The organism is Streptomyces chiangmaiensis (genome assembly GCF_036281785.1).
GTDB lineage: Bacteria > Actinomycetota > Actinomycetes > Streptomycetales > Streptomycetaceae > Streptomyces > Streptomyces chiangmaiensis.
The window spans coordinates 12,333-36,240 of sequence record NZ_JAYWVC010000068.1 but is presented as its reverse complement, the minus strand read 5'-3'; the positions used below and the strand labels follow the sequence as shown (position 1 = coordinate 36,240).

The window sequence follows — 23,908 nt, the reverse complement described above, 5'->3', positions numbered from 1 at the left end:
GTGTGTACCCCATGACCTGTTGTAGGTCCCGTACTTCGTCGAGCCGTGTCTGGGTCGCGTCGCCGCCGGTGCCGTCGATGGACATCGCGGCGTAGAACTCCAGCGTCTTCTCCGGCCCGCCGAGCCCCTGGTAGACCTCGGTCGCGAACTCGCCTTCCGTCTCACGCGAGTTGAACTGCAGCAGGCGATTGAGCTCACGTAGCTCCGCGTCCGACATCTTGTAGCGCTTACGGGCGAGTTCGAGGGCGCGCTCGACCTCGGCGTCGTTCAGGGACTCGTACCTGCTGTGGCCCGCGTTGAACCCATCGTTGCCGTGGCTCTTGCCGAGTGCCCGGGCAACCGATGCGTCGATCTCCGCGGCGTGGTCCAGGATCCCGTTGATCCGGCCTTCCAGTTCCTGCTTGGCGTCGAGCTGCTCCTGAGTGCGCTCGTCAGTGTCACCTCGGACATGGACGAAGTAGCAGCGGACCCTGCCGTCGCCGATGTCCTCGACTCGGACGCCAAGACTGCTTGCGTCCTCGTTCACGGCCTTCTTGATCTGTTTCTGGAGCGAGGCGAGTTCCGTATGCCCGTCGCCGAGTACCCGGTAGATGCTGTTCGGCTCGGTATGCAGATCGAAGATCTCTTTCACCGTCTTGGTGATGAATTCCCGAGTCACCGTCGCGTTGACACCGGCCCAGCGGGCGGAGTCCGACTTGGCCTGCATCCCAGGACTCCGGGGCCGATAACCGGTTCCGCGACGCGGAAACGAAGAAGCAGGGTGGACGCCTCCCGCGCACGCCCACCCTGGCTCCCTCTACACCGGTCGTCCTACTGGAAGTAGCCGGCCGCCTTCTGGTCGCCTTCCCTGTACGTACCGCCGGACTGGGCGACGACATGGCCGATGCCGGTCAGCGCCTGGTGGATGTCGTTCGCTTCCTTGTCCCAACGGTGCAGCTTCTCGTGGAAGGTGTCCTGGGCCTGACCCTCCCAGTACTGCAGGCTGCTCACCACCATCTTCCTGAGCTCCTGCAGATCCTGCTCGAGCTGGCTCGCCTCGTTACCGATCGTCGTTGCCGCGAAGTCGAGCCCGCCATAAGTGACTGACAGCCCATCAGCGTTATTGGCCATGCCTGTTTACCTCGTCTCGCTGGTGTGTGCCTGGTGGATCCGCCAGCTGCCCGGCAGATGTCCTGAGTGCCGCTCCACTCAGTAGGAGCTCAGGGAAGACGACTGAACCGTGGGGGCGCCGTCCCGGACGTCGATCTTGTTGACGGCCGCGCGCACCTCGTCTTCCTTGCTGTCCTTGATGTTGCGCGTCGCGGTCATCGCCTCGATCACGTCGCCGAGGATGTTGCCGATGCTCTGCAGCGACTGGTTGATCTCATACTGCTTCTTGTCGAACGCAGCGCGGCCGATACCCTGCCACTGGCCCTCCAGGCCGTCGATCACGCCCTGCAGCCCGTGCACGCGCTTCCGGATGCCCTCGTACTTCTCGTACATCTGCTTCTGCAGGTGGACTACTGCGGCATCTTCGAGTTTCTGCTTGTCGGCCATGTCAGCAGGTCCTTTCTCTGTCTGTCTCTTCGGTCCGGCTTTCTCTGCCCTCGGCCGCCCAGTGCTGTACGGCGATGAGCACGCACTGCATGCTCTCTTCGCAGGGCACAGGGCTGTGGACGGCTGAGGAGGTCACCTGGAACGCCGCGCTCGCATTACGGCAAAACCTCCGCCGCCGATCACGAAGATCGCGGCGGCGGCGCCGAGTGCGATCCAGAGGGTGTTGCCGTCGTTCGATGATTCCGCGCTTGATCCTGCCGCTGAAGTCCCGCCGGTAGAACCCTTTTCCGGAGCTTGTGACGCGCTTGATGCAGACGCGGAAGGCGCGGACGAGGTGGAAGACGAGGAGGAGGTCCCGGACTTTGCCAACACATCCCCACCGTTTTCTTTGGCGAGCGGGTCGGCATTTGCGGGGCCGGGATTGTAGTGGGGGTCCGCCAGGACCAGGCGGGGTCGAACGGCACCGTAACCGAGGTACTTGCTCGGCTCGTTTTTCGGCCAGCTACGGCCGGCTGTATCGATGAGAGCACGGGTGACCTGGTTCACCGTCCAGTCCGGGTGGGCGGACCAGATCAGGGCGGCAGAGGCTGAGGCGATTGCGGCGGCCGAACTCGTACCGTTCATGTTGGCGCAGTACGAGCGGAAGGTCGCATCACACCAACCGGGAAAGTCCTGGCCCGGCGCCGCAAAGTCCACGTAACCCCCGGACGACGAGAACTTTGAAACCGTGCCAGACTCGTCGGACGAAGCCACGCCGACCACGTAGGGGGACGCGGCCGGGTAAGTAATGGTGTCTCCCGTTTTTTTCCCGTCGTTACCGACGGAGGCGATCAGCAGTTTGCCCTTCGAGGCGGCGTACGCGATGGCTGCTTCTTCTTTGGAACTGGGCCCCGGACCACCAAAGGACATGCTGATGACCTTTGCATCGGTGTCGGCTGCCGCCCTGATCGCGACGGTGGCGTCGGTCGTCTTCTTCATCTCCTCCGCCCCGCCCTTCAGATCCTCGAACTTGACGCGATACGGGACGATCTTCGCCCCCGGCGCCAGACCCTGCAGACCGCCGCCTGCTCCCGTACCCGCGATCAACTCGGCCATGGTGGTTCCATGGCCCTCGTAATCCTTCGTTGCCCCATATGCGACCGATTTCGGAACTTCGTCGACCAGGACCTGCCCCTTGAGTGACGGGGTGTTCGCGTTCACTCCGCTGTCGATGACAGCGACCTTCACGCCCTTTCCCGTGCTGACCTTCCACATCTCTTCGGCGTGCATCGGCCCCAGATACCACTGCTTCGACTGCACGTCGGATGCGGCAGCGCTCGGAGCGAAGCCCACAGTGGCGGCCGCCAGAACGCCGACGACGACGCCCACAGCGCGCCCTCGTCTGCCATAGGGCGCTCCGTGAAAGGTAGCCTGCTCGACTCGCCGACTGCTCCCTGACTTCATCGTGTTCCGTGTCCTCGCTCGAACTCAGTTGATCGCTGGCGGCACATCACGCCGGGGATGATCGGGCAGGTGCGTCTCCTCGTCTTCGGCCGGCCGGCCGGAGCCCACCCCATCGTGCGCGTTCCCCTCATCCCCGGCCTTCCCCTTTCGACCGCCGCCGCGCAGAAGGCCGGCACCACCACGCGTCATTCCGTTGCGCTCGGCTCCCGCAACGGAGTTACGTGCGGTCGGCCTGCCCGTGACGGCTTCGGACGCTCCTGTACCGGCACGGGAGCCGGTCACGCTCGAACCGGACCTCGCCGTGGACTCGGGCGTACCGACGACGCCACGCTGCCCTGGCCGGGCAGTCGCGGGCCGGTGGTTGGCCGCTCCCTCATCACCGATGACCGTGCCACGAGGAATCCTCGCGGCACCCTTCGCCGAAGCGCCACCGGTCGCGGGCCGTCCCCCGACAACTCCGTTGGACCGACTGGCGCCGGTGATCAGCCCGCCGTTCGCTCGTGGTGTCGCCGTACCGGCGACCCGCGGCGTGCCGCCGGTGACCCCTCGGGCCATCGGAGACGCCTTGGGTGCCGAAGTGGTCCCCTTGACAGCAGACGGACCCGTCGACGTAGGGCGCCCCATCTGGTTCACGGGTCCTTGCCCTGTGGAACGTCCGGAGCCCGGATTGGTCAATCCTGGCGTACCCGCGCGGCCCTCCGCAGGCGCAGAGGTACGGAATCCACCTGCTCCGCTCAAGCCCCGGCCCATCGAGCCATTGGGAGTCGGGGCCCTGAATCCACCTTCGAACACAGTGGGCGGGCCGCCCTGTGTGGGAGAAGTGCCAACGATTGGCGGGGTGTGGCCGGTGACAGGCGTGGTCGTGGGCGGAGGAAGCGTGCCGACGCTGTCGATGTTCGTGCCGACAGGCGCGTCGGAGTGCGCGATCTTGCTGGGGATGTCCTTCGTGGGCCCCGAACCGTCGCTCAAGACGTGTCTGCCGACGCCGCCTGTCACTATCGCGTGCTGACCCGCGGGAGACGCCGTTCCGCCACTTGCGTGCGACCCCGTAGAAGACGTCGGAGTTCCTTCGCTGTCGCGGGGCGGAGGCACCCCCACGTCAGGCATGGTGGTGAACTCCGGCGTCTTGTCCTTGGCGGGCAAGGAGGCCAGAGCCTCTTCGGACACCGCGTAGTACGACGCCAACCGATTCATCTGGTTGATCGCCTCTTGGCGGTCCTTCTCCACCTTTACGGCAGCGGCGTACTCCTCTGTGTTCGCTGCCTTTTCAGCCGCGGTGAAACTGTCGGGCCGCATCCTGTTCGGATGGGTGTCACGAGACGGCATCGCACCGCGTACGGACGCAAGGCCCACGGCGGCGGCGGTGATCTGGTCACCCGCCGCTCCGGCGAACTCACTCAAGTGGTGCGTGTTGGTGACGAGCTTGCTGCCCCAAGTGCGGAATGCCTCACCCGACTCTCCGACCCAATGAACCCTGTCGATGTGGCCGTCGAGCTCATCCGCTGCCGCCTTGATGGCGTCGCGTGCATCCCACAGGACCTTGCCGGAGGATTCGAGATCCTCGGGATCCGTCTGCCGGACCAGGTCGATCATCTCGTTGAGAGGGAGGTCGCGCTTGTCGAAGTCTGTCCGAGCGGCGATGGCCTGTCCGAAAGGGGTAGCTTCAACGGCGGAGCGAATGATGCCGTCGAGGAACCCTCCCTGTGGACCGTCCTCTACGCCTCGGACGAAGTCCGTTACGGAGTTCTGCGAGGAGACACGGGCCAGGTCCGCGCTGTGCTGCTTATCGGTCATCGTCAGTACCCCGCACCAGTCTGCGAGCCGTTGGTGTGCCGCTTGTCGCTCTTCACGTCCTCGGTTTCCCTTATCTGAGCCTGGATCGCCCAGAACCGACGACGCTGCTCCTCTTCGAGGTTGTCGAAGCCACGATGGGCTCCCTGAACCGCGATACCGATCGCCTCGATCTGAAGGTGCAGGCTCTTGGACAAGGACGTGAGCTCTGCGTGGACACGGTTGTACTGCTTGTACAGACCGTGTGCTTCAGGGAAGACGCTTTCTGTTCCCGCAGTCAGAGACGCGGACCTGATCGTCTGAGCCCCGACCTTCGTCGGGTTGCCGGCCGACGACTCAAGGGCGCGCAGAACTGCGTCCACCCGAGTCACGAACTTGTCCAGGGCCTCACTACTGGCCTCCAGGTTCGCCGCCCTGGTCGCCGACACGTCCCCCACCATGTCTGCCGGAAGCACAACGCTCCCCCCGTTTCCCCGTACATCCCTCGGCCCCGACCGGATCGGGACCGACCACACGCTCGCCGTACGATCGCAATGCGAGCCGCGCCTCACAACGCTATTAACACTGTAGTCACCCAGTGCAACGGGGCCAACCGCGCCGCGTGTTGCCTCAGTCGGACCGCCGAAGGCAGCGCATCGCTTTGCGCGATTTGCCAGTTTGCGTCAGGCACGTTGCCCACCATGGCGAGGCGTCCACCCATCGTGGCCAGCATCAGCGCACTGCGTGCGGTCTTCATCGAACTTCCACAGCCGCTGTGTCGCGATTCTGCAACGACACTCGTGAGGCACGTGGAGTTGCCGGGCCCGGCCCTTTCACGCGGTGAGCCGCCAGGTCCAATCCGCCTGGGTGCCACGACCATTCCCGCAACCTTCACGAGACCTGCACCATCGCAGCGCGAACATCCCGAACGGTCTCTCCCTCATCCCGAGGAGTTGCCGACCACGCTGCCCACCGCACTGAACATCAGACATAATCGCGTGCCATGAACGTACTGATGCCGGTGCTCATGATCCTGGTGGTGGGCGGGATCTTCGCCCTCGTCATCACCATGTTCGTACGGACTCGACAGAGCGAGACCCGCGGGGTGAGGGAGAGGGCCGTAGCGATCCAACTCGCGCAGGAGCGCGGCTGGAGCTACGAGCGGGCCACCTACGGCGTGGTCGACCGGCTCTGCGGCATGGCACCGCTGCCCATCAGCGGGCGCAACGTGCGAGCACTGCATTACATCACCGGCGAGTTCCGGGACCGCGGCTTCTGCTGCTTCGAGTACACGACCGGCACGTTGGACGTCAACATGGGCCCGGGCTCCAATCGACCTGTGTTCTGGACGGTGTTCGCGGTCACCGCTCCAGGGGCCGGGCCGGAGTTGGTGGTGCGACGTCCGCAGGCGCTGGACGGGATGGCGTCGCGAGGGCGCGTGGTGCAGCTCGGGGTCCCGGAGTTCGACGAGGCGTTCCGAGTGATCACCGACGACGAGCCGTTCGCCCGCAGTGCCTTGACCGGCGGGGTGGCGCCCTTCCTGTCCACGGACCCGCGGGCCACGAAGGACGCCCCGATTCGGCTGCACAACGACGAGTTGCTCACCTGGCGTCGGGGCCGTTTGAGTGCGCAGGACCTCGACGAGCGGCTCAACTATCTGTGCGATGTACTGGACCGGATCCCGCCGCAGGTCTGGTCGACGGTCTGAGACCCTCGGCCTCGACGTCAGGAGCCCTCGTCCGCCCGCACCGAGCGGACGAACTCCTTGAAATCATCCAGTACCTCTGGCAGCTGCTCCGGCTTCGCCGTCAGCACGAGCTCGACCACGGCGCGCTGGGATCGCCGGTCGACGTCCTCCAGGCCGAGGTAGACCTGACTCTGCACCAGCTCAAGCGGTTCGCCGTGCAGAGTGGTGGACAGACGCAGGTTCTGCACGACGCCCGGCGAATCGGTCAGACCCGGAAGTTCGGGTGTGCCGACCTCTTCCTGTTTGGTGACCTGCACTGTCCCCGCCTGCCCGAGTCGCTCCACCGACTCGCCGGCGATCTCCCGCATGGTGGCCCCGTCGTTGCGCATCCGTCCGGCAATGGTGATATTCGCCGTGAACCCGTCCATGATGGAGGCAGGATGGAGGGCGACGAACGCTACTCCGGGGGCCCCCACCTCGTCCGGTGGCGCCGACTGCCAGCCGTCCGGCAACGAGAACGAGATCTTGACCGGCAACGTGGTCGCCATCGTGAACCCACTTCCTTGATCAGCCTCGGTTCAGCCTAGAACAACTTGCCGAGCGAGTGGTCCCAGGCCGAGTCCGCCGCATCGCCGACCGCGTCCGCCGCATCTCCCACCGTGTCGACGACCTCGCCCGGGTCGACGGTGACCTGAAAGCCCACCTTGCCGCCGAGCCCCAGGCCGACGCCCACTTCTCCGCCGACGTGGTACTTCCCGTCCTCGCCTTTGCCCACGTCGACGCTGGCCGAGGCGCCGGCCCCAGCCCACGCCTCCCCGGTCACACCGGCGCCGACGCCGCCCACGTCCGCGGAGGCCGACCCTTCGGCTTTTGCGCCGGCGAACGCCTCTGCACCCGCGTGCAGCCCGCTCTTGCCGACCGTGGCCTTCGCCTCGGCGTTGGCGCCCACCAAGGCGCTGCCCTGAGCCTGGACGCCGAGGATCCCGTACTCGGCACCGCCCGAGGCCTGGGCCTTCGCGAGATAGGCGCTACCCGTCGCCTTCAGCTCCAGGTTGCCGTCCGTGATTCCGGCGGCCGCGCTGCCGTCCACGCCGAGCAGTGAGACACCAGCGCTTCCGGTCAGCTTGACGCCGCCCACCGTCGTCTCACCCTTGGCGTCCGCGGACCAGACATTGGCACCGCCGCTGACCTCGGCGATCTTCACCGACCAGCTGGGCTTCTTCGGAGCGTTGGGGTCTTCACCGGTGGCGTCGGGGTCCTGGTGACCCCATTTCCTCGTGTGCTGGTCGGCAGGGTTGTTCCCGTACTGCCACAGTTCCTGGCCGGGGCTGCCACTGCTCTGACCGAGCCCGAGGTCCTTGGCGAGCTGTCGCGCCTGGGTCAGCCAGTTCGGGCTGTCGGAGCCACCACCGGAGAGCTTTTGGAGCTGAGTCGACAACGCCCCGGCCTCGTGCTCCACTTGGGTGCGCGCGGTGGTGAGCACCTCCTGCGCTCCCGCATGGTCCCCGGCATCCCACTTGCCTATCGCGTCGGCCGCCTGCCGCTGCGCCCAACCGAGCACGCTGATGTACGACGTGATGGCGGTCGACGCCCCTGCCATGTGGTCCGAGGCGATGTACCAGTTGCCCTTCTCGCCGGAGAGGCTCTTCCAAAACGCGTCACTGGCCTGGCCGTTCCAGCCGGGCACCTTCACGTCCCGGAGATGCGACCCGACCTTGTCGAACTTGCTCGACCAATGCTTCATGGTGTCGGCGAGCTCGGTCAGCGCCTGCACATCACCGGGAATGAGCTCTTTGGGATCCTTGGTCGCCCCGAGTGCCCCTGCCACCGCTTCCCCCGTTCCTTGCCTTAGTGGCCCTGGTTCGTCTTGACGGAGTTCGCCGCGTCACGGACATGTCCGTCCGTCTCCGTGAAGGTGCCCGAGGCCGAGACGAGTCCCGTCGCATGTCCTGCCGTGCGCTTGCTGAGGATCTGCGCGCCCGCCTGCCACGTGGCGCAGAACTCCACGAACGACGAGGCCGCCGACGAGTCTCCGAACGATGCACTCCGTCCGGCCGACTCCTCGAGACTGAACCCCTCGGTCGGGCGGAGAGCTTCGACGATGTCCTTGGCGCCCTTCTTCAGAGCGTGCGAGTCCACGCCCAGGTCTGGATCAGCCACGGTTGACTCCCCCTTCATCAACTCCCGCCGAATCACTGCCCGTTGGCGCGCCTTCGGTCATCGGCGCGCGAAGTGTAGCATCGGGGCTTCACTCGTTTGAGAAGGCGAACGCAACCATGGACATCGACGACCTGCCCCGGCCCTCGAAGCGGCGCAACGTGGTGATCGTCAACGACCGGGAAATTCCTCGTCGCTACTTCCTCTTGGCCGGCGCCGGAGTATTCGTTCTCTTCGGCGGCGCCTTCGGCGGCATCGTCTGGGCGAGCTGGTCCGACACCCGGGAGGACCAACGCAGTGCGGAAGAGGTGTCCGATCTGGTCACCCTCGCACATCGACAAGGTTGGACGTACAAGGCGCAGGACATGGGTGGCGCCGACCGTTACGAAGGCGTCGCCCCCTTCCCGACTGTGTCGTCGGGACTGAGCGCCTGGGATCGCGCCGAGGGCCGCCACCGGGGTCGCAGCATCCGATGCTTCGAGTACCGCGACGAGAGAACCGTCAAGTCGGCGGGGCCGACGCGCTTTCGTACGAAGACGACGTATTACTCGGTCTTCTCGGTCGCCACCCCGTCCACCGTCACCCGTACCGTGATCCGTGAACCGGGCGACCTCGAGGGGAACTTCGCCGACGCCAGGCTGGAGGACTTCCTCAGCACCGACCCCCGGGCCGCCGGCACCCCCCTCCGCTTCGACAAGGGCGAGCTCATCACCTGGTTCGAAGGCCGTCTCCGCCCCGGGGACGTACTGCCGAAGCTCAACTACCTTTGCGACGTCCTCGAGCACACTCCGGCGTCGGTGTGGAGTTGACTTTCTCCCCCACCTAGGGCGCACCACCGCCAAGTATGCTTCCTGCATCTTCTTGTCATGATCAGTCAAACTGGAGAGTCCAGCATGTCCAAAGCTCGGTTTTCCGCAGCAACTTCGCTCTTTTCGGCCGTAGTGGCCGGCGTGCTGCTCGTCGGCTGCTCGGCCTCGGTCCACGCCGGGAAGTCCACGCCGAAACTGTCGGCCGGCAAGTTGGCCGACACACTCGCCGAAAAGCTCGCTGCCACGACGGGTCAGCCGAAGCCACACATCGCCTGTCCGGAGGAGCTGGTCGGTGAGGTCGGCAACAGTACCCGGTGCAAGCTCACAGCGGACGACGGCAGCACCTTGGGCGTATCGGTCAAGGTGACGTCTGTCGATGGCGACCAGATCAACTTCGATTTCAAGGCCGACGACAAGGCCTCCCCGGCTGTGAACTGACCACTGTGCCGCTGGGCAATGGGGCTCACAGGGTGTTCGGCACGCCGTCCGGATCCGGATGCAACCGGTGCGAAAAGACCACGAGGTCCAGACTCTCCTGAGCAGGGAAGGCCGTCCAGCGACTGACCCTCACAGGCCGCGTACAGCGCGAGCCGACGTGAGCGAACGCGAGTCGGCAGGGCGCGGGCGCGTCCGCCTGCTGAAGGGTGGTCGGCCCGCCGTCAACTACGCCTTCGCCGCCCGTCCCGGACCGCCACGGCCGTACCGCTCAACGCCCCCACCAGGACCAGAGCTCCCACCGTCACATACGTCGCCAGACGGGTGTTCCGTTCGTCCGCCGTCTCACCGAAGTGCAGTGGCGTGACGGACGGGGCCTCGCCCTTGACCACGCCGTTCTCGAGTTGCGGCGACTCGACGGGGTGCTCCGGATCCACATCCGTCAACGCCTTCACCGGGTCCACGACGCCCCACCCCACCAGCCGGTCATGACCCGAAATTGAGCGTTCCGCGGTCTGTTCGATCTGGGCGACGACCTCCTCGGCCGACCACTTGGGGTACTTGGCCTTCAACAGGGCCGCGACGCCCGCCGCATACGGCGCCGAGAAGCTCGTGCCGTTGTCCGAGCAATGTCCGTCTCCCGGGACCGTGGAGATCATATCGACGCCAGGGGCCGCGACACCCACGAATTCGCCCGACTGTGAAAAGGCGGCCCGTTCGTTGTTGCGGTCGGACGCCGCCACCGCCAGCACGCCCTGGTACGACGCCGGATACGTCACCTTCACGTTGCCACCCAGGCCGTCGTTGCCGGCCGAGGCCACGACCACGACGCTCTGGCTCAAGGCGTAGTCGACGGCTTCTTTCAGGCGCGGGTCCGGCTCGACCGCGTTGGTCGTGTCCTGCGATATGTTGATGACGTCCGCCCCGGCCTGGACCGCGTAGCGGATCGACGAGGCCAGCGTGAGCGCTGTGCCGTCACCTTCGGCGTCGTTCTGCTTGATCGGGATGATCGTCGCGTCCGGGGCCAGGCCCACGAACCCCGATCCCTTCACCGGGCGGGCCGCAATGATGCCCGCCACACGCGTGCCGTGGCCGACCGTGTCCGTGGTGCCTGAGTCGTTGCCACGGTCTATCTTCTCGCCCTTTGAGTTCACGGCGGGCAGCACGTTCTTGCCCTTCGACGCATCCACAGCCTTGGTCAGCTGCGGGTTCCTGACGTCCACTCCGGTGTCGATCACGGCCACCTGGACGCCCTTGCCCGTCGACTGCGCCCACAGCTCGTCCAGGTTGACACGCTGCAGCGCCCACGGCCGGCCCACGTAGTTCTTCGACGGGAATGTGCACTGACCGTCGTCCGCCCGGGCCGGGGAAGCGGGGAGGGCGATCACCGTGGTCGTCGCGGTGAGGACCACTCCGGCGGCCAGAACCGCCACTCGCGCCGCAGTTCCCGACGTCCTTGCCTTCAGCATGACTGCGTACTCCTCCGCCCCGCCTCTACGAACCCTGCGGCTGTCGCGCCGCCGCCTCCGACAGGCGCGGACCCGTCGGCAGGAACGTCGCCCACTCCGCGGGAACGGGCGCGGGTATCACCTTTGCGTAGCCGAGGCGGGTCTGCGCGATCTTCGCCTCGTTCAGCTCCTCCTTGCGCTGTTCGGCGGAGGTGCCGATGCCCTGGTCGTCGGTGGCGCTGTCGCTGTTGGACTGCAGGGCATAGCGCAGGCCTGTGTCGGTGACGAGGAACACGCCGCCCGCCTTGGTCTCCGTGCCCTTGAACTGGCGGTAGAGCTGACCGGAGCCGGGGGTGACGTACGCGCTGGAGGAGCCCGTGGGCAACTGTGCGGGGAAGTCCGTGCCCACCCAGGTCGACAGAGTGGTCCTGCCCTCGGCGCCAACCGAGCGCAGGACGTTGCAGACGGTGTTGCGGCCGCTGGTGGCGCTGGAACCGTCGTTCACCGTCTTCGGTTTGTACGTCGGCCAGTTCTTGCCACCCTCGAACGCCGTACTGTCGATCACCGCCCCGGGGCTTACCTGTTGCGCCTCACCGGCCTGTCCCACGCCGACGAGGTTCCCGCTGTTGAGCAGGAGCGTGGCCGTGAACTCGGAGATGCGGGCCACCTTGCCCTGCAGCACCACGTAGTACTGCATCGTCCGGCCGTCGTATGCCTTGATGACCTCACCGACCTTGTCGTACTGCCGCAACAGGCCGGAGGCGTTGGCCTTCTCGCCGGGCGTTCCCTCGATCGTCGGGATGGAGATCGGGTCACCCTTGTGGAAGGTGTCGAGCCACTCCTGAGAGACGCGCTGCGGGGCGCGGCCCTGGGTGTCGAGGGCTTTGAGCAGTTCCTTGTCCGTCGGCTCGGCGATCTCGTAAGCCGTGCCCCGCGCGTCGACGACGTACTGCGTCCTGCCGTCCGGGCCGACGACATACACCAGGTCGCCACGCGTGAGCTTGTCGTGTCCCTCCGTCTTGGGCCATTCCTTCTTCCCGAGGACGAACGCCGCCTTCTGGATGGCCCGGCCGCCGTCGCCGGGGCGTTCACAGACCGCCCAGCGCTTGGGAGCCGAGGCCTCGTCCGAGGAGGGCAGGCGGTCGGGGGCGTAAGGGATGCCGATGGTGGCGCCATGCGGGGGCTTGCCGCTGTCCAGGACCTTCTCGTCGACGGTGATGACGCTGTTCTTGGTGGGGTCCAGGAGGAGCTTGGCGGACGCCATGTTGAGAACCGGGTGCAGCTGCTTCTGCTTGCCCGTCTTCAGGACGACGTACCGAGTGGTGGACTCGCTTGCGACGATGACGTGTTCTTCCGGTGCGTCCCAGCCCTTGGGCGCCGTCGGGCTGAACATGCCGATCGCGCCGAACACCGCGAGGATCACGACGCCGACGACAAGGCCGGGTACCAGTGCGCTCAGCGGCTTGGGGGCACCTTCCTCCGAGCCGGAGGGGGCAGGCTGCAGAAACGCCGCGAGTGTGCGGCGCTTCGCGAAGGTGTAGGCGTTGAGTTCGTCCCGCCGTGATGCCATCTGTGTCCGCTCTCTCCCCGTTGCGGAGCCATGGGGGGACCTGTGAGGATCCGTCCCCCACCCTCGGTTGCCTCTTGCGGTTCAACTGTCAGATCCTGCCCCTACTATGCCTGTTGCCTAGGGGTGCTTGTGGCATGGGTAAGGTGCTCAGGGCTTGCAGGGACCGAAGCACAAGGGCTTTCGGGAGAGTTCGGGGGTTTTGGAGTGATGGCTTCCGCAACGCGGGCCCGGTCGCGATCGCAATCGGAGGGACGATCGGGCGATGCGGGCCGGTCGGGTGCCCGCGGCCCTTCCTCCCAGTCCGGCGCCCCGCATGCCCCCACGCCTCATCAGGGCGCTTTCACAGCGCATCCGGAGTCCCGTTCGGGGCACGGCGGTTCGTTCACGGTGCAGCGGCTGGTGTTGCTGGAGATCGCGGGCGCGCTCGTGGTGTGCGGATGGCTCGTGGGCACGGTCGTGCTCATCGCCGCCATCGTGATCTCCGCGGTGCTCGTGGTGCTCGCCGTCGTGCGACGCCGGGGACGCTCCCTGCCGGATTGGCTCGGCACCCTGCTGGCGCTGCGGACTCGCAAACGGCGGGCCGCGAGCACACCGGTACCGCCCGGAACCGAGCCAGGCCTGGCGCCCGCCGTGGAGTGCGAGCCGGGGCTGCGGACCTACGCGTACGGCGGGCGGGACCGGCGGCCCGTCGGGATCGTGGGGGACGGGACCTTCGTGACCGCCGTGCTGCATGTCGAGGCCGACGCCACGGCGCTGCGGGCCGAGCGGACTCGGCAGCCGCTGCCGTTGCGGCTGGTGCGCGACGCCCTCGAGGTGGACGGGATCGTGCTGGAGTCCGCGCAGGTCGTGCTGCACACCCAGCCCTCCCCCGCGATCCATCTGCCCCAGCAGTCCGTCGCCGTCAGCAACTACGCGCCGCTGCAGGCCGAGACGGGTGCTCCGGCCGTGCGGATCACCTGGATCGCGCTCAAACTCGACCCCGAGTTGTGTTCCGGGGCCGTCGCCGCGCGCGGGGGCGGGCTCCTGGGCGCGCAGAAGTGCGTCGTGCGTGTCGCCGACCATCTGGCAAGCCGGCTGACGGGAGCGGGTTTCCGGGTCACCGTGCTGAACGAGGAGGAGCTGACCGCCGCCGTGGCCACCTCCGTCTGCGCCAACCCGCTGGTCACGGCCGAGGCGGCACGGGCCGATGTGCCGCCTCGGCGGACCGAGGAGTCCGGCCGGAGCTGGCGCTGCGACAACCGCCGCCACACGACGTACTGGATACGGCGCTGGCCGCAATTCGGCGGCTCGGGGCTGTCGTTGGACCGGCTGATCGCAATGCTGACGACGGTTCCCACGCTTGCCACCACCTTCAGTCTCACCCTGGGCCGCAGGGAGCGGCAGGAGGTGTCGCTCGTCGGTCATCTGCGGGTGACGGGACGCGGTGACGACGAACTCGTCGCCGCGCGGCGCGCGGTGGAGCACGCCGCACGGCGGGCGGGCGTGGGGCTCGCCCGGCTCGACCGGGAACAGCTGCCCGGCATGCTCGCCACTCTGCCTCTCGGGGGTGCACGTTGACGGTCATCGGCACGACGCACGCGGCGGGGGCGTACGGCGCTCCGGGCACACCCGGTGGCGCGTCCTCGGCCGGCGAGGGGCTGCGTGGACGCCTGCGCGCCGGGTTCGGTCTGATCGGTCCCCGTCACGGACGGCATGCGCTGACGGTCGACCAGGTGGACTCGCTCACCCTGCCCATCGGGGACGACGGGGTCGTCATCGGCGTGGACGGCGAGGGCCAGTCCGCCGTACTGGGACTCAACCGGCCCACCCCGTACGACATCGTCCTGATCGGCGGTCTGTGGACCGCCCAGGTGCTCGCACTGCGTGCGGCCGCGACCGGCGCGCGTGTCGCCGTGGAGACCGGACGGGCCCAGCACTGGATGCAGATGGTGCACGCCATGGGCGGCGGGCAGAACGGCATGTCCGTGTACGACGTCGGACGCGTGCCTCCTCAGGGTGCGTCGGCGGGCCAGCCGGTGCTGGTGGTACGGGACTGCGGCATGCGGCCGCCGCGCGGACGCGTCGTCTCCGGGCCGTGGCAGGCGATCCTGACGCTGTTGCCGTACTACAGCCCGGTCGCGCCGCGACTCATTCGGCAGGCGCGGCTCGTGGGGATCCAGCGGGTGTCCCCGGACGAGGCGGCGGAGCTCGAGCGCACGATGGCACTCCCCCGGGCCGACGTCGAGACGCTGCCCGCCCTGCACGACGGGGTGACCCTGTGGTGCGGGGACCGCGACCGGCAGTATGTGGTCACCCGGCCGACGGACGCCGAGATCGGATTGTTGGGTACACCACGGCGGATGGATTGAGTGACGGCCGACTTCGGTCGGCCGGGGACAACGGCAGCCCGCCATAGGGTGGTTGCGACCGGTTCGCACCTCGCTTTCGTCCGGTTTGCACGCCATCGGTGTTCGCTTTGTGAGGGGTCTTCACCTGTTCGCGCGTCACCTTCGGCCAGCGGGCGGCGCCTTGACCGGACACGGGGCCATGGTCGGGCCTGCCCCGAGGGCGCTCGTGATGATTAGGCTGGGAGTGGGCGCCACACCTGAACCTGTGGCGGGCCGACGGCGCCCGGGGGACATGCCTGGCGGAATCGGACGGCGTCGGACGACTTCGTACCACGAGAGCGGTCGCCCCAGCACGGCATGAGGGTGCTCGACCACACCAGGAGGAACTGTGAACAGCGATCGGAACGGGATCCGCGGGGGCTGGGCTTCACCCGACGATGACCAGTCCGACGCCGAGTCCGCCATCGAGATGACGGGCGAGTTCACCATCGACTACGCGCCACCCGCCTGGTACACGCAGAACGCTTCAGGCGGGTCGGCGGACACTTCGGCGGCCGCCGAGCCTCCGGCTCCTGCCGCTCCCGTTCCGCTCGCGCCTCCGGCTCCTTCCCCGGAGGGGGGCACGTCCGGGCAGCCCGCGTCGACGGCACCGGCAAACATCCCGGCCGACATGCCGGACACGGGATCCGACGAGGGTTTTCCCGTGTGGACGCCACCGGCCGATGCGGCCGCGGCCGAGCCCTCGGGCGGAGATCCGCAGAGCGGCGCCACGATGCGGTTCTCCCCGGACGCGCTGAAACGCGAGTTCGAGCAGCCGGCCACCGCCGGCAAGGCGGCCGGGGACATGGGGGCGGGTACGGACGGCGGCGAAGGCGCCCGGCACGCGGGAGACTTCGAACTGACCGCGCCCTCGGCGGAGGCTGCCGTCCAGGCGTCGCCCGGCGACGCCGAGGCCGGCCGCCCCGACGCCACCGGTGCCGAGAGCGAGCAGACCTCCGCCGCTCAGGACGCGGGCGACTCCGGCTCCGCTCATGAAACGCCGGGCGAGGGCGCGGCTGAGCCGTCCGGCGACACCGCCTCCCCCGAAGCGCCGGAGACGGGCTCGGCGCAGGAGACGGACTCGGCAGCGCAGTCCCCGGCTCCGGTCCCCGACGCCACGTCGACCGACGGCGACACCGACTCGGCGGACGCCGCGGGCCAGGGCACCCACGGCGAGAGCACAGCGGCACAGGGCACCCGGCCGGACTCCCCGGACGCCTCCGGGACCGTACAGCCGCCGCAGGGCTGGACACCGCCACCGGTACCGCAGAGCACGGTTCCGCCCTTGCCGCCCGCCTACCAGCCGGCCGCGCCCGGTCCGGCGGCGCAGTGGCCCGTGGCGCCCCATGCGGCACCACCCTCCCCCGCCGCGCAGGGGCAGGTCCCCGCACAGCCGACCGTGCCGACGCAGCAGCAGCCGCTCCAGCCGCAGGCACCGCATCCCGCGCCCGCCGCCTGGCAGCAGCCCGGGCCGAGCGCACCCGCCCCCGGTCAGCCCACCGGCTACGGCTTCCCCCAGCCCGGCGTCCCCACGCCCCCGACGCCCGCCGCGAACGCCCCGCACCCGCAGGCCGGCTACGGCTCCCCGCAGCCGGGCGTCCCCATGCCGCCGCAGAGCGGCTACGGCTTCCCCCAGTCGAACGCCCAGGCGCCGACTCCGCATGTGCAGGCGCCCAACGCCCAGGCTCCGCAGGCGCAGCCTCCGTCCGCACCCCCGCACCCGAGAGTGCCCACGCCGAACCCGGCCGCCCCGCAGCCCGGTTATGGCTTCCCCCCGCAGGCCGCCCCCAACGTACCGGCGCAGTCGGGCGGTTACGGCTTCCCGCAGCCGCCCGCTCAGCCGCAGCCCCCGGCGGACCCGCGCGCCGGTGCCGCCTGGCCGCAGCCCGTTCAGCACGACCAGCGGCAGCCGACCAACCCCGGGGCGGCACCGCTGGGTTACACCGCCGCGGTGGAGCTGTCCTCCGACCGGCTGCTCAACAACAAGAGGCAGAAGGCGAAGAGCAGCCGTCCGGCGGGCGGCGGTGGCCGGTTCAAGCTCGGCGGCAAGAAGGAGGAGGCCGAGCGGCAGCGCAAGCTCGACCTGATCCGCACGCCGGTCCTGTCGTGCTACCGGATCGCCGTCATCAGCCTCAAGGGCGGTGTCGGCAAGACCACCACGACCACGGCGCTGGGCTCCACGCTCGCCACCGAACGGCAGGACAAGATCTTGGCGATCGACGCCAACCCGGACGCGGGGACCCTCGGCCGCCGGGTGCGCCGCGAGACCGGCGCCACCATCCGCGACCTGGTCCAGGCGATCCCGTACCTCAACTCGTACATGGACATCCGCCGGTTCACCTCGCAGGCCCGCTCCGGTCTGGAGATCATCGCCAACGACGTCGACCCGGCCGTCTCCACGACCTTCAACGACGAGGACTACCGGCGCGCGATCGACGTGCTCGGCAAGCAGTACCCGATCATCCTCACGGACTCCGGAACGGGACTGCTGTACAGCGCGATGCGCGGGGTCCTCGACCTCGCCGACCAGCTCATCATCATCTCGACGCCTTCGGTCGACGGCGCGAGCAGCGCGAGCACCACGCTGGACTGGCTGTCGGCCCACGGGTACGCGGACCTGGTCGCGCGGTCCCTCACCGTCATCTCCGGGGTCCGCGAGACCGGCAAGATGATCAAGGTTGAGGACATCGTCGCGCACTTCGAGACGCGGTGCCGTGGCGTCGTCGTGGTGCCGTTCGACGAGCACCTGGCAGCGGGTGCCGAGGTCGACCTCGACATGATGCGGCCGAAGGTGCGGGAGGCGTACTTCACGCTGGCCGCGATGGTCGCCGAGGACATCGCACGGCACCAGCAGTCGCACGGTCTGTGGACGTCGGACGGCAATCCGCCCCCGGTCGCCGCGCCGCCGATGCCGGGCCAGCCGCTTCCGGGCCAGTACCCGGGCCAGGGCGTGCCGGGCCAGATCCCGGCTCAGCACGTTCCAGGTCAGCAGGTCCCGGGACAGCCCATGCCCGGGCCGCACATCCCTCACCCACCGGTCCACGGGCAGTCCGTGCCCGGCCAGGTCCCGCCGCCGCCACAGGCTCCCCAGGGATACGCACAGCTTCCCTACCCTCAGCCCGGCGCCCAGCCCGGGCTGCCGCAGCAGCCCGGCGGGCCGCACACCGGTGAGGCCGCACCGCCGCAGCCGGACCAGCCCCGTCCCCCGGCCCAGCAGCCCTACCCGCCGGCGCATCAGCCCTATCCCGCGCAGCCGGGGCAGGCGCCGCCTCCGCCGCCCGAGCAATAGCCGGGCGGTCTCCGGCACGGGGGACACGACGGGGACGAGAACGGGGCGGCCCGCGCCATCAGGCGCGGGCCGCCCCGTCGTCGTACGAGCTCTTTCCCATGAAGGACGGCCGTGCCCGGGCCGTTCCCGGCTCAGTCCGCGTCGTCCGCCGCGATCAGGTCCCGGCAGCGCTTCACGTCCTCCGCCATCTGCTCCAGCAGCGCGTCCAGCGACTCGAACCTGGCCTGGCCGCGGACGAACGCCAGGAAGTCGACGGCGACGTGCAGTCCGTACAGATCGAGGCCCACCCGGTCGATGGCGTAGGCCTCGACGGTCCGCTCGGTGCCGTCGAACTGCGGGTTCGTGCCGACGGAGATCGCCGCCGGCATCACCTCGCCCTGGACGTGCAGCCGGCCGGCGTAGACGCCGTCGGCCGGGATCGCGGTGTGCGGAAGCGTCTCCACATTGGCGGTCGGGAAGCCGAGCTCACGGCCGCGCTGGGCGCCGCGGACCACCACGCCCTCGACCCGGTGCGGACGCCCGAGGATCTCTCGCGCCCCCTCGACGTCGCCGTCGGCGATCAGCCGCCGGGTCAGCGTGGAGGAGAAGGGCTCGCCGCCGCCTGCCTCTCCGGTCACGTAGAGGTCCACCACCTCGACGTCGAAGTCGTAGGTCTTGCCCTGCTCGGCCAGGAACTCCACATTTCCGGCGGCCTTGTGGCCGAAGCGGAAGTTCGGGCCCTCGACCACAGCCTTGGCGTGCAGCTTGTCGACCAGGACCTTGACCACGAAGTCCGCGGGCGAGAGCCGGGAGAACTCGGTGGTGAAGGGCAGGATGAGGACCGCGTCGACGCCCAGCTCCGCCATCAGCTCGGCGCGGCGGTGGTGCGGGGCGAGCAGCGGCGGGTGGCTGCCGGGGCGCACAACCTCGCTGGGGTGCGGGTCGAAGGTGACGACCACCGAGAGGACGCCCAGCTTGCGGGCACGTTCCACGGCATGCCGGATGATCAGCTGGTGTCCGCGGTGGACTCCGTCATAGGACCCGATGGTGACGACGCTGCGCCCCCAGTCCTGGGGGATCTCCTCCAAGCCACGCCAGCGCTGCACTGTGACCGCTCCTCGTCGAACCCGTGTCCGTGTCTGCCTCATACGCAGGTCTAGGGTGCCATGCCGAAGGGTCTCGGATTGCATCGGCATGGGCGCTGTGACGGGCGGCACGTCGAGCACCGTGGGCCGGTGAAGTCAGGCCGGGACCCGTAGGCCCCCCAGGTTCTCGATCATGCGGCGCGTGCTCGGGCCGACCAGGACGGCCCATTCTCCGGGCGCCTCGGTCAGCCAGCGGGCGACGAGCCGGGCAAAGCCAGGGACGTGCCGGGCAAGATCGAACAGGCCGCGGTCGAAGCGGGCGGCGCCCTCGGGCGTGCGGGCCAGGAGCAGGCCGACCCGGTGGATCACCTGGCGGGCGTGCTCCTCACCGCCCCGGTGCAGTCCATCGGCCGCGGCGCCCAGCAGACGGTCGAGGACCATGGGGTCCCGCTCCTGCACGAGCAGCAGATCGAGCAGTTCCCGGCGCAGGGGCCGGGACTCCTCGCGTCCGGGCGCTGCCAGCGCCGCGGCGAGCGCCGATCGCAGCTGCGGCGTCCCGCCGTCGAGCAACCCGGCGACGAACGGCAGGAGGACGGCGCGCTGAGCGAGGCCGTCCTCCAGGCGCCTGCCGACCTGGGCGGCGAGGTGCTCCCCGAGGCCCGCCGCCGGTCCCGTGCAGGCGGAAGGGGCGTCCGTCTCCGGGTGGAGCGCCACGAGGTCGCGCAGAAGGCCGGCGACCCGGTGGGCCAGGGCCGGCGTCGTGGCGTCGGCGAGGGTGTGCAGGATCTCCTCCACGTCCGGGCCGCACGGGCGCAGCCGGGTGCGGAACGCGTCGAGCACCGGTTCCGGATGGGTGGCGAGCGCGGTGACCAGGGTGCCTGCGGGCAGCCGCGGATCGCCGGCGGCGAAGCGCGCCAGGGCCTGCGGGAGATACCGGGCGCGGGTCAGCGGGTCATGGACGAGCAGGGCGAGCGCACCGCCGTGCACGGTGCAGTCGGCGGGACGGGCGAGCATGGCCAGGGCCGCGTGGCGCAGCAGCTCGCGATCGGCCTCGGCGCGGACGTACGGGGCGGCCCGCAGCCCGTAGGCCACCGCCGCCGTACGTCGTGGCGGCCGCTCCTCGTGCGCCCAGCGATCCACGGCCCTGCACACCGCGGACGGTTCCTCCTCGGACCTGGTGGCGGTCGATGCGGGCCTGAGGTGTGCCGGGGGCCTCGACGGCGGCGGGAAGGGCCGCGCGCACCTCCGCGAGGAGGTGCAGCGTGAGAGGGTGCCGGGCGTCGGTGTCCTCGAGCAGACCGTCGGGGATGCCGTGGCGTGCGCGGGCCTGGCGGGCCTCCGCGGGGGTGAGGGCGCCGAGCCGGACGCAGGGTGGCAGGTGGGCCGGGGACCGTGGCGCGAAGCCCTGCCTTCCCATGATCTCGGTTGCATGCGAGCGGGTGGACGGGCCGGCAGGTTCCCGGGCGACTTCGGTGCCGGGGCCCACCCCCGGTGCAGCATCTCCCTCGGAAACTCCGCACCCGCTCCCTCCCAGTACTCCGGACGGCAGAGGCCACCACGAGCCGCGTCCCGGTCTCGCGCAGCCAGGCGGCCGTGGCCGCCGTCCACTCGGGGAGCCGGTGGGCGAGAGCGAGCGGCATCCGCTCGGGGTCGTCGAGGAGCAGCAGCAGCGGGCGTCCGGCGTTCCGTGCCACCCGGGCCAGGCGCTCGGGGCGAAGGTCGCCCGGCTCACCTGCGCGGTCGGCCGCTGACCCCCCGGCCGCCATGATCCGGCCCGACCGCTCGAGCGCCCGTCCCACCGCGTCGGCCAGGGAGGTGTCCGAGCCCTCCAGGTCCGCCCCACGCAGCCACAGCACGGGAGCCGGTTCAGATCCGCCTGTACGCCGTGCGGCGAGAGAGGCGAGTTCCGTCGTACGACCGCTGCCGGGCGGCCCGACCAGCCCGAGGACGGCCGCCGTGCCCTTGTCGAAGGCGGCGAACTCCCCGATGGCGGCGGCGCGTCGGACGGGCCCGGGGGCGTCGGGCAGGTCGTTCGACCCCGTCGCCGACGCGGTGAGTGCGAGCACCCCCGCGAGGTTCAGGTCCGCGCCGTACGCCGGTACGGTCTCCGCGTTGCGGGCGAGCAGCCCCTCCAGCGGCTGTCCGAGCCCGAGCAGGGGCACCGCGAACCCCGTCGTCCGGTGTTTCGTGTGCAGCGCGGTGCCGAGCACGGCCAGCACGGCGCCGGTCGCGGCGTCGAGCACCGGGCCACCGGCCGCACCGCCGCCCGTGCGGAGCGCCTCGGTGCCGGCGGTGCCCGCCAATTCCAGTGCGGCGTCGAAGCGGTGGTGCCGGTCCGGCGCGCGGTAGGTGACGGCCGTCGTGGCGAGAACGCGTGCCTCGCGCCAGTCGCCCGCGGCGATCCGGACGTAGGTACCGGTCTCGATGCGGTCCCGCACCGTGACGGGGAGCGGCTGGAGGCCGAGCCCCTCGGTGCGGACGAGGGCGAGTCCGGCGTGCGGCAGCGGGGTCACCGCCGCCGCGCTCACCGCACAGACACGCTCGTCCGGCCCCTGCAGCAGCCCTTCGATGCCGTCGACGGCCTCGTGACCGGTGATCACCGTGCCGTCGTGGTCGACGGCGAACCCGGTGCCGCGCGGGCGTCCCGCCGGGTCCCACAGGCGGACCAGTCCGGGCCCCGTGCTGCGCCCCTCCCGGCCGCTGTTCGCCGTCCGAGAGTCTCGTCCCGCCATGCCCGAACCTCCCCGCCGTACCTGGATCCGACGGTAGGCCGACGATGATCAGCGGGACAGATCACGCAGCGAACGCGCCCCCTTCCACTCCCTCGGTTCACTCCGAGCGCCTGCCCGGTGGGGTGGATGAACGAAGGGGGATGGATACACCTCTGTGAGGGGGAACCGAGGGGGACCGTGGAGCGGCGGCCCGAGCCCCGTGTTCGCCGCTCCACGGGCAGGTCTCAGCCGAACACGGCCAGGCTCTTCGCCTTCCCCCTGAACTGCTCGACGAGCGCCACGAACCCGCCCTCGGGATCGAAGACCGCGACGGGACCGGCACCCGCGTACTCGTCGGGTATCTCCAGACGCACACCGTTCTTGAGCAACCGGGCGCGCCGGGCATCCACGTCCCAGCGCGGGAACGCGGCCGCGGCGGCCTCGGCGATCGGCATCACGGTCAGCTCCTGCTGGAGCTGTTCCAGCGTGCGGGCGGAGTCCAGCTTGTAGGGTCCGACGCGGGTGCGCCGCAGCGCGGTCAGGTGGCCGCCGACCCCGAGGTCCGTGCCCAGGTCACGGGCGAGGGCCCGGATGTAGGTGCCGGACGAGCAGACGACGGAGACCACCAGGTCGAGCACCGGGGTGCCGTCGTCGGCGACGGCACCCCGGACGTCGTACAGCGAGAAGGAGGAGACGGTGACCGGCCGCGCCGGGATGTCGAAGTCCTCGCCCTCGCGCGCCCGCTTGTAGGAGCGCACTCCGTCGATCTTGATGGCGCTGACCTTGGACGGCACCTGCAGGATGTCGCCGGTCAGCTTGGCGATCCCGGCGTCGACGGCGTCGCGGGTGATCGCGGAGGCGTCGGCGGAGGAGGTGACCTCCCCCTCGGCGTCGTCCGTGACGGTGTTCTGGCCGAGGCGGATCGTCCCCAAGTACTCCTTCTCGGTCAGCGCGAGGTGGCCGAGGAGCTTGGTGGCCTTCTCCACACCGAGGACGAGCACGCCGGTCGCCATCGGGTCGAGGGTGCCGGCATGGCCGACGCGCCGCGTCCTTGCGATGCCGCGCATCTTGGCGACGACGTCGTGCGAAGTGAAGCCCGACGGCTTGTCGACGATGACGAGGCCGTCGGGCGTGGTGTGCTGCTGGGTCATTCGGCGGTGTCGTCCGTCTCGTCGGAGCCGGGCTTCCGGTACGGGTCGGCGTCACCGGCGTACGAGGCACCCGTCGCCGTCTCGCGTACCTTCGCGTCGGAGGCGCGCGCCTTGTCGAGCAGGTCCTCGATGGTCCTCGCGGTGTCCGGGAGGGCGTCCGCGACGAAGCTGAGGGTCGGCGTGAACTTCACACCCGCGGCCCGTCCGACCTCGGAGCGCAGGATGCCCTTGGCGCTCTCCAGACCGGCGGCAGCGGCCTTCCGCTCCTCCTCGTCCCCGTACACCGTGTAGAAGACGGTCGCCTCCCGCAGATCGCCCGTCACCCGGGTGTCCGTGATGGTGACGTGCGAGCCGAGCCGCGGGTCCTTGATCCCGCGCTGCAGCTTCTGGGCCACCACCTCTCGGATGAGGTCCGCCAGCCTCTTCGCCCGCGCGTTGTCGGCCACTGGTCCGTCTCCCGTTCTTTCCTGTC

The 23,908-nt window shown here is 69.5% G+C and carries 18 protein-coding genes and 2 pseudogenes; 6 read left to right on the top strand and 14 right to left on the bottom strand.

What is annotated here, in order from left to right:
• The 5 genes and pseudogenes from VXC91_RS20630 to VXC91_RS20610 form a co-directional block, all read right to left on the bottom strand.
• Positions 1–706: pseudogene (locus VXC91_RS20630) on the bottom strand (hypothetical protein); the annotation flags it as partial.
• A gap of 104 nt (positions 707–810) precedes the next feature.
• On the bottom strand, positions 811–1,110 hold the full coding sequence (locus VXC91_RS20625) for a WXG100 family type VII secretion target (RefSeq protein ID WP_329508765.1): 300 nt from the start codon (positions 1,108–1,110) through the stop codon (positions 811–813).
• A gap of 78 nt (positions 1,111–1,188) precedes the next feature.
• Positions 1,189–1,536 (bottom strand): WXG100 family type VII secretion target, encoded by a 348-nt coding sequence (locus VXC91_RS20620; protein WP_329508764.1) that lies wholly within the window; start codon positions 1,534–1,536, stop codon positions 1,189–1,191.
• Between the two features lie 132 nt (positions 1,537–1,668).
• Positions 1,669–2,904, bottom strand: a complete 1,236-nt coding sequence (locus tag VXC91_RS20615; RefSeq protein ID WP_408057430.1) for a S8 family serine peptidase — start codon at positions 2,902–2,904, stop codon at positions 1,669–1,671.
• A 1,871-nt stretch (positions 2,905–4,775) separates the two neighbouring features.
• The gene (locus VXC91_RS20610) at positions 4,776–5,198 is read right to left on the bottom strand and encodes a hypothetical protein (RefSeq protein WP_329508763.1); all 423 of its coding nucleotides are present in this window, start codon (positions 5,196–5,198) and stop codon (positions 4,776–4,778) included.
• Positions 5,199–5,752: 554 nt separating this feature from the next.
• On the opposite strand from VXC91_RS20610, the gene VXC91_RS20605 reads away from it, so the two are divergent.
• A complete protein-coding gene (locus VXC91_RS20605) occupies positions 5,753–6,457 on the top strand; it encodes a hypothetical protein (RefSeq protein WP_329508762.1) in 705 nt (234 codons plus the stop codon).
• A 17-nt stretch (positions 6,458–6,474) separates the two neighbouring features.
• On the opposite strand, the gene VXC91_RS20600 is transcribed toward VXC91_RS20605, so the two are convergent.
• From VXC91_RS20600 to VXC91_RS20590, 3 genes are read right to left on the bottom strand one after another with little or no spacing between them, the layout of a single operon-like run.
• The gene (locus VXC91_RS20600; protein WP_329508761.1) at positions 6,475–6,984 is read right to left on the bottom strand and encodes a hypothetical protein; all 510 of its coding nucleotides are present in this window, start codon (positions 6,982–6,984) and stop codon (positions 6,475–6,477) included.
• Positions 6,985–7,019: 35 nt separating this feature from the next.
• Entirely contained in the window at positions 7,020–8,264 is a 1,245-nt protein-coding gene (locus VXC91_RS20595; RefSeq protein ID WP_329508760.1) for a putative T7SS-secreted protein, read from the bottom strand.
• Positions 8,265–8,284: 20 nt separating this feature from the next.
• On the bottom strand, positions 8,285–8,596 hold the full coding sequence (locus tag VXC91_RS20590; protein ID WP_329508759.1) for a hypothetical protein: 312 nt from the start codon (positions 8,594–8,596) through the stop codon (positions 8,285–8,287).
• 116 nt (positions 8,597–8,712) lie between these two features.
• Between VXC91_RS20590 and VXC91_RS20585 the strand changes: the two genes are divergently transcribed.
• Together VXC91_RS20585 and VXC91_RS20580 are read left to right on the top strand one after the other, a co-directional pair.
• Positions 8,713–9,402 carry a hypothetical protein gene (locus VXC91_RS20585; protein WP_329508758.1) on the top strand — a complete coding sequence of 230 codons (690 nt, stop codon included), beginning with the start codon at positions 8,713–8,715 and terminating at the stop codon, positions 9,400–9,402.
• Between the two features lie 84 nt (positions 9,403–9,486).
• Positions 9,487–9,840 carry a DUF4333 domain-containing protein gene (locus VXC91_RS20580; RefSeq protein ID WP_329508770.1) on the top strand — a complete coding sequence of 118 codons (354 nt, stop codon included), beginning with the start codon at positions 9,487–9,489 and terminating at the stop codon, positions 9,838–9,840.
• A gap of 221 nt (positions 9,841–10,061) precedes the next feature.
• Here VXC91_RS20580 and mycP read toward each other — a convergent pair whose 3' ends face one another.
• Positions 10,062–11,306 (bottom strand): type VII secretion-associated serine protease mycosin, encoded by a 1,245-nt coding sequence (gene mycP / locus VXC91_RS20575; RefSeq protein ID WP_329508757.1) that lies wholly within the window; start codon positions 11,304–11,306, stop codon positions 10,062–10,064.
• A 25-nt stretch (positions 11,307–11,331) separates the two neighbouring features.
• Positions 11,332–12,855: a type VII secretion protein EccB gene (gene eccB / locus VXC91_RS20570; protein ID WP_329508756.1), complete on the bottom strand. Its 1,524-nt coding sequence runs from the start codon at positions 12,853–12,855 to the stop codon at positions 11,332–11,334.
• 207 nt (positions 12,856–13,062) lie between these two features.
• Between eccB and eccE the strand changes: the two genes are divergently transcribed.
• From eccE to VXC91_RS20555, 3 genes are all read left to right on the top strand, one after another.
• Complete coding sequence (eccE, locus tag VXC91_RS20565; RefSeq protein ID WP_329508755.1) at positions 13,063–14,412, top strand: type VII secretion protein EccE; 1,350 nt, start codon at positions 13,063–13,065, stop codon at positions 14,410–14,412.
• Positions 14,409–15,203: a hypothetical protein gene (locus VXC91_RS20560; protein WP_408057429.1), complete on the top strand. Its 795-nt coding sequence runs from the start codon at positions 14,409–14,411 to the stop codon at positions 15,201–15,203. The genes eccE and VXC91_RS20560 overlap by 4 nt, the downstream gene beginning before the upstream one ends.
• Before the next feature lie 367 nt (positions 15,204–15,570).
• Positions 15,571–18,510, top strand: coding sequence for an SCO5717 family growth-regulating ATPase (locus VXC91_RS20555; protein WP_329508754.1), 2,940 nt, complete (start codon positions 15,571–15,573; stop codon positions 18,508–18,510).
• A gap of 131 nt (positions 18,511–18,641) precedes the next feature.
• Here the strand turns inward: VXC91_RS20555 and VXC91_RS20550 are convergent, their stop codons facing one another.
• The 4 genes and pseudogenes from VXC91_RS20550 to rbfA all read right to left on the bottom strand — a co-directional run bounded on the left by VXC91_RS20550 (position 18,642) and on the right by rbfA (position 23,882).
• The gene (locus tag VXC91_RS20550; RefSeq protein WP_329508753.1) at positions 18,642–19,595 is read right to left on the bottom strand and encodes a bifunctional riboflavin kinase/FAD synthetase; all 954 of its coding nucleotides are present in this window, start codon (positions 19,593–19,595) and stop codon (positions 18,642–18,644) included.
• A gap of 138 nt (positions 19,596–19,733) precedes the next feature.
• A pseudogene (locus VXC91_RS20545) lies at positions 19,734–22,306 on the bottom strand (hypothetical protein); the annotation flags it as partial.
• 224 nt (positions 22,307–22,530) lie between these two features.
• Positions 22,531–23,436, bottom strand: a complete 906-nt coding sequence (gene truB, locus VXC91_RS20540) for a tRNA pseudouridine(55) synthase TruB (RefSeq protein WP_329508752.1) — start codon at positions 23,434–23,436, stop codon at positions 22,531–22,533.
• Complete coding sequence (rbfA, locus tag VXC91_RS20535) at positions 23,433–23,882, bottom strand: 30S ribosome-binding factor RbfA (protein WP_329508751.1); 450 nt, start codon at positions 23,880–23,882, stop codon at positions 23,433–23,435. Before rbfA ends, truB begins: the two co-directional genes overlap by 4 nt.
• Positions 23,883–23,908: the final 26 nt, after the last annotated feature.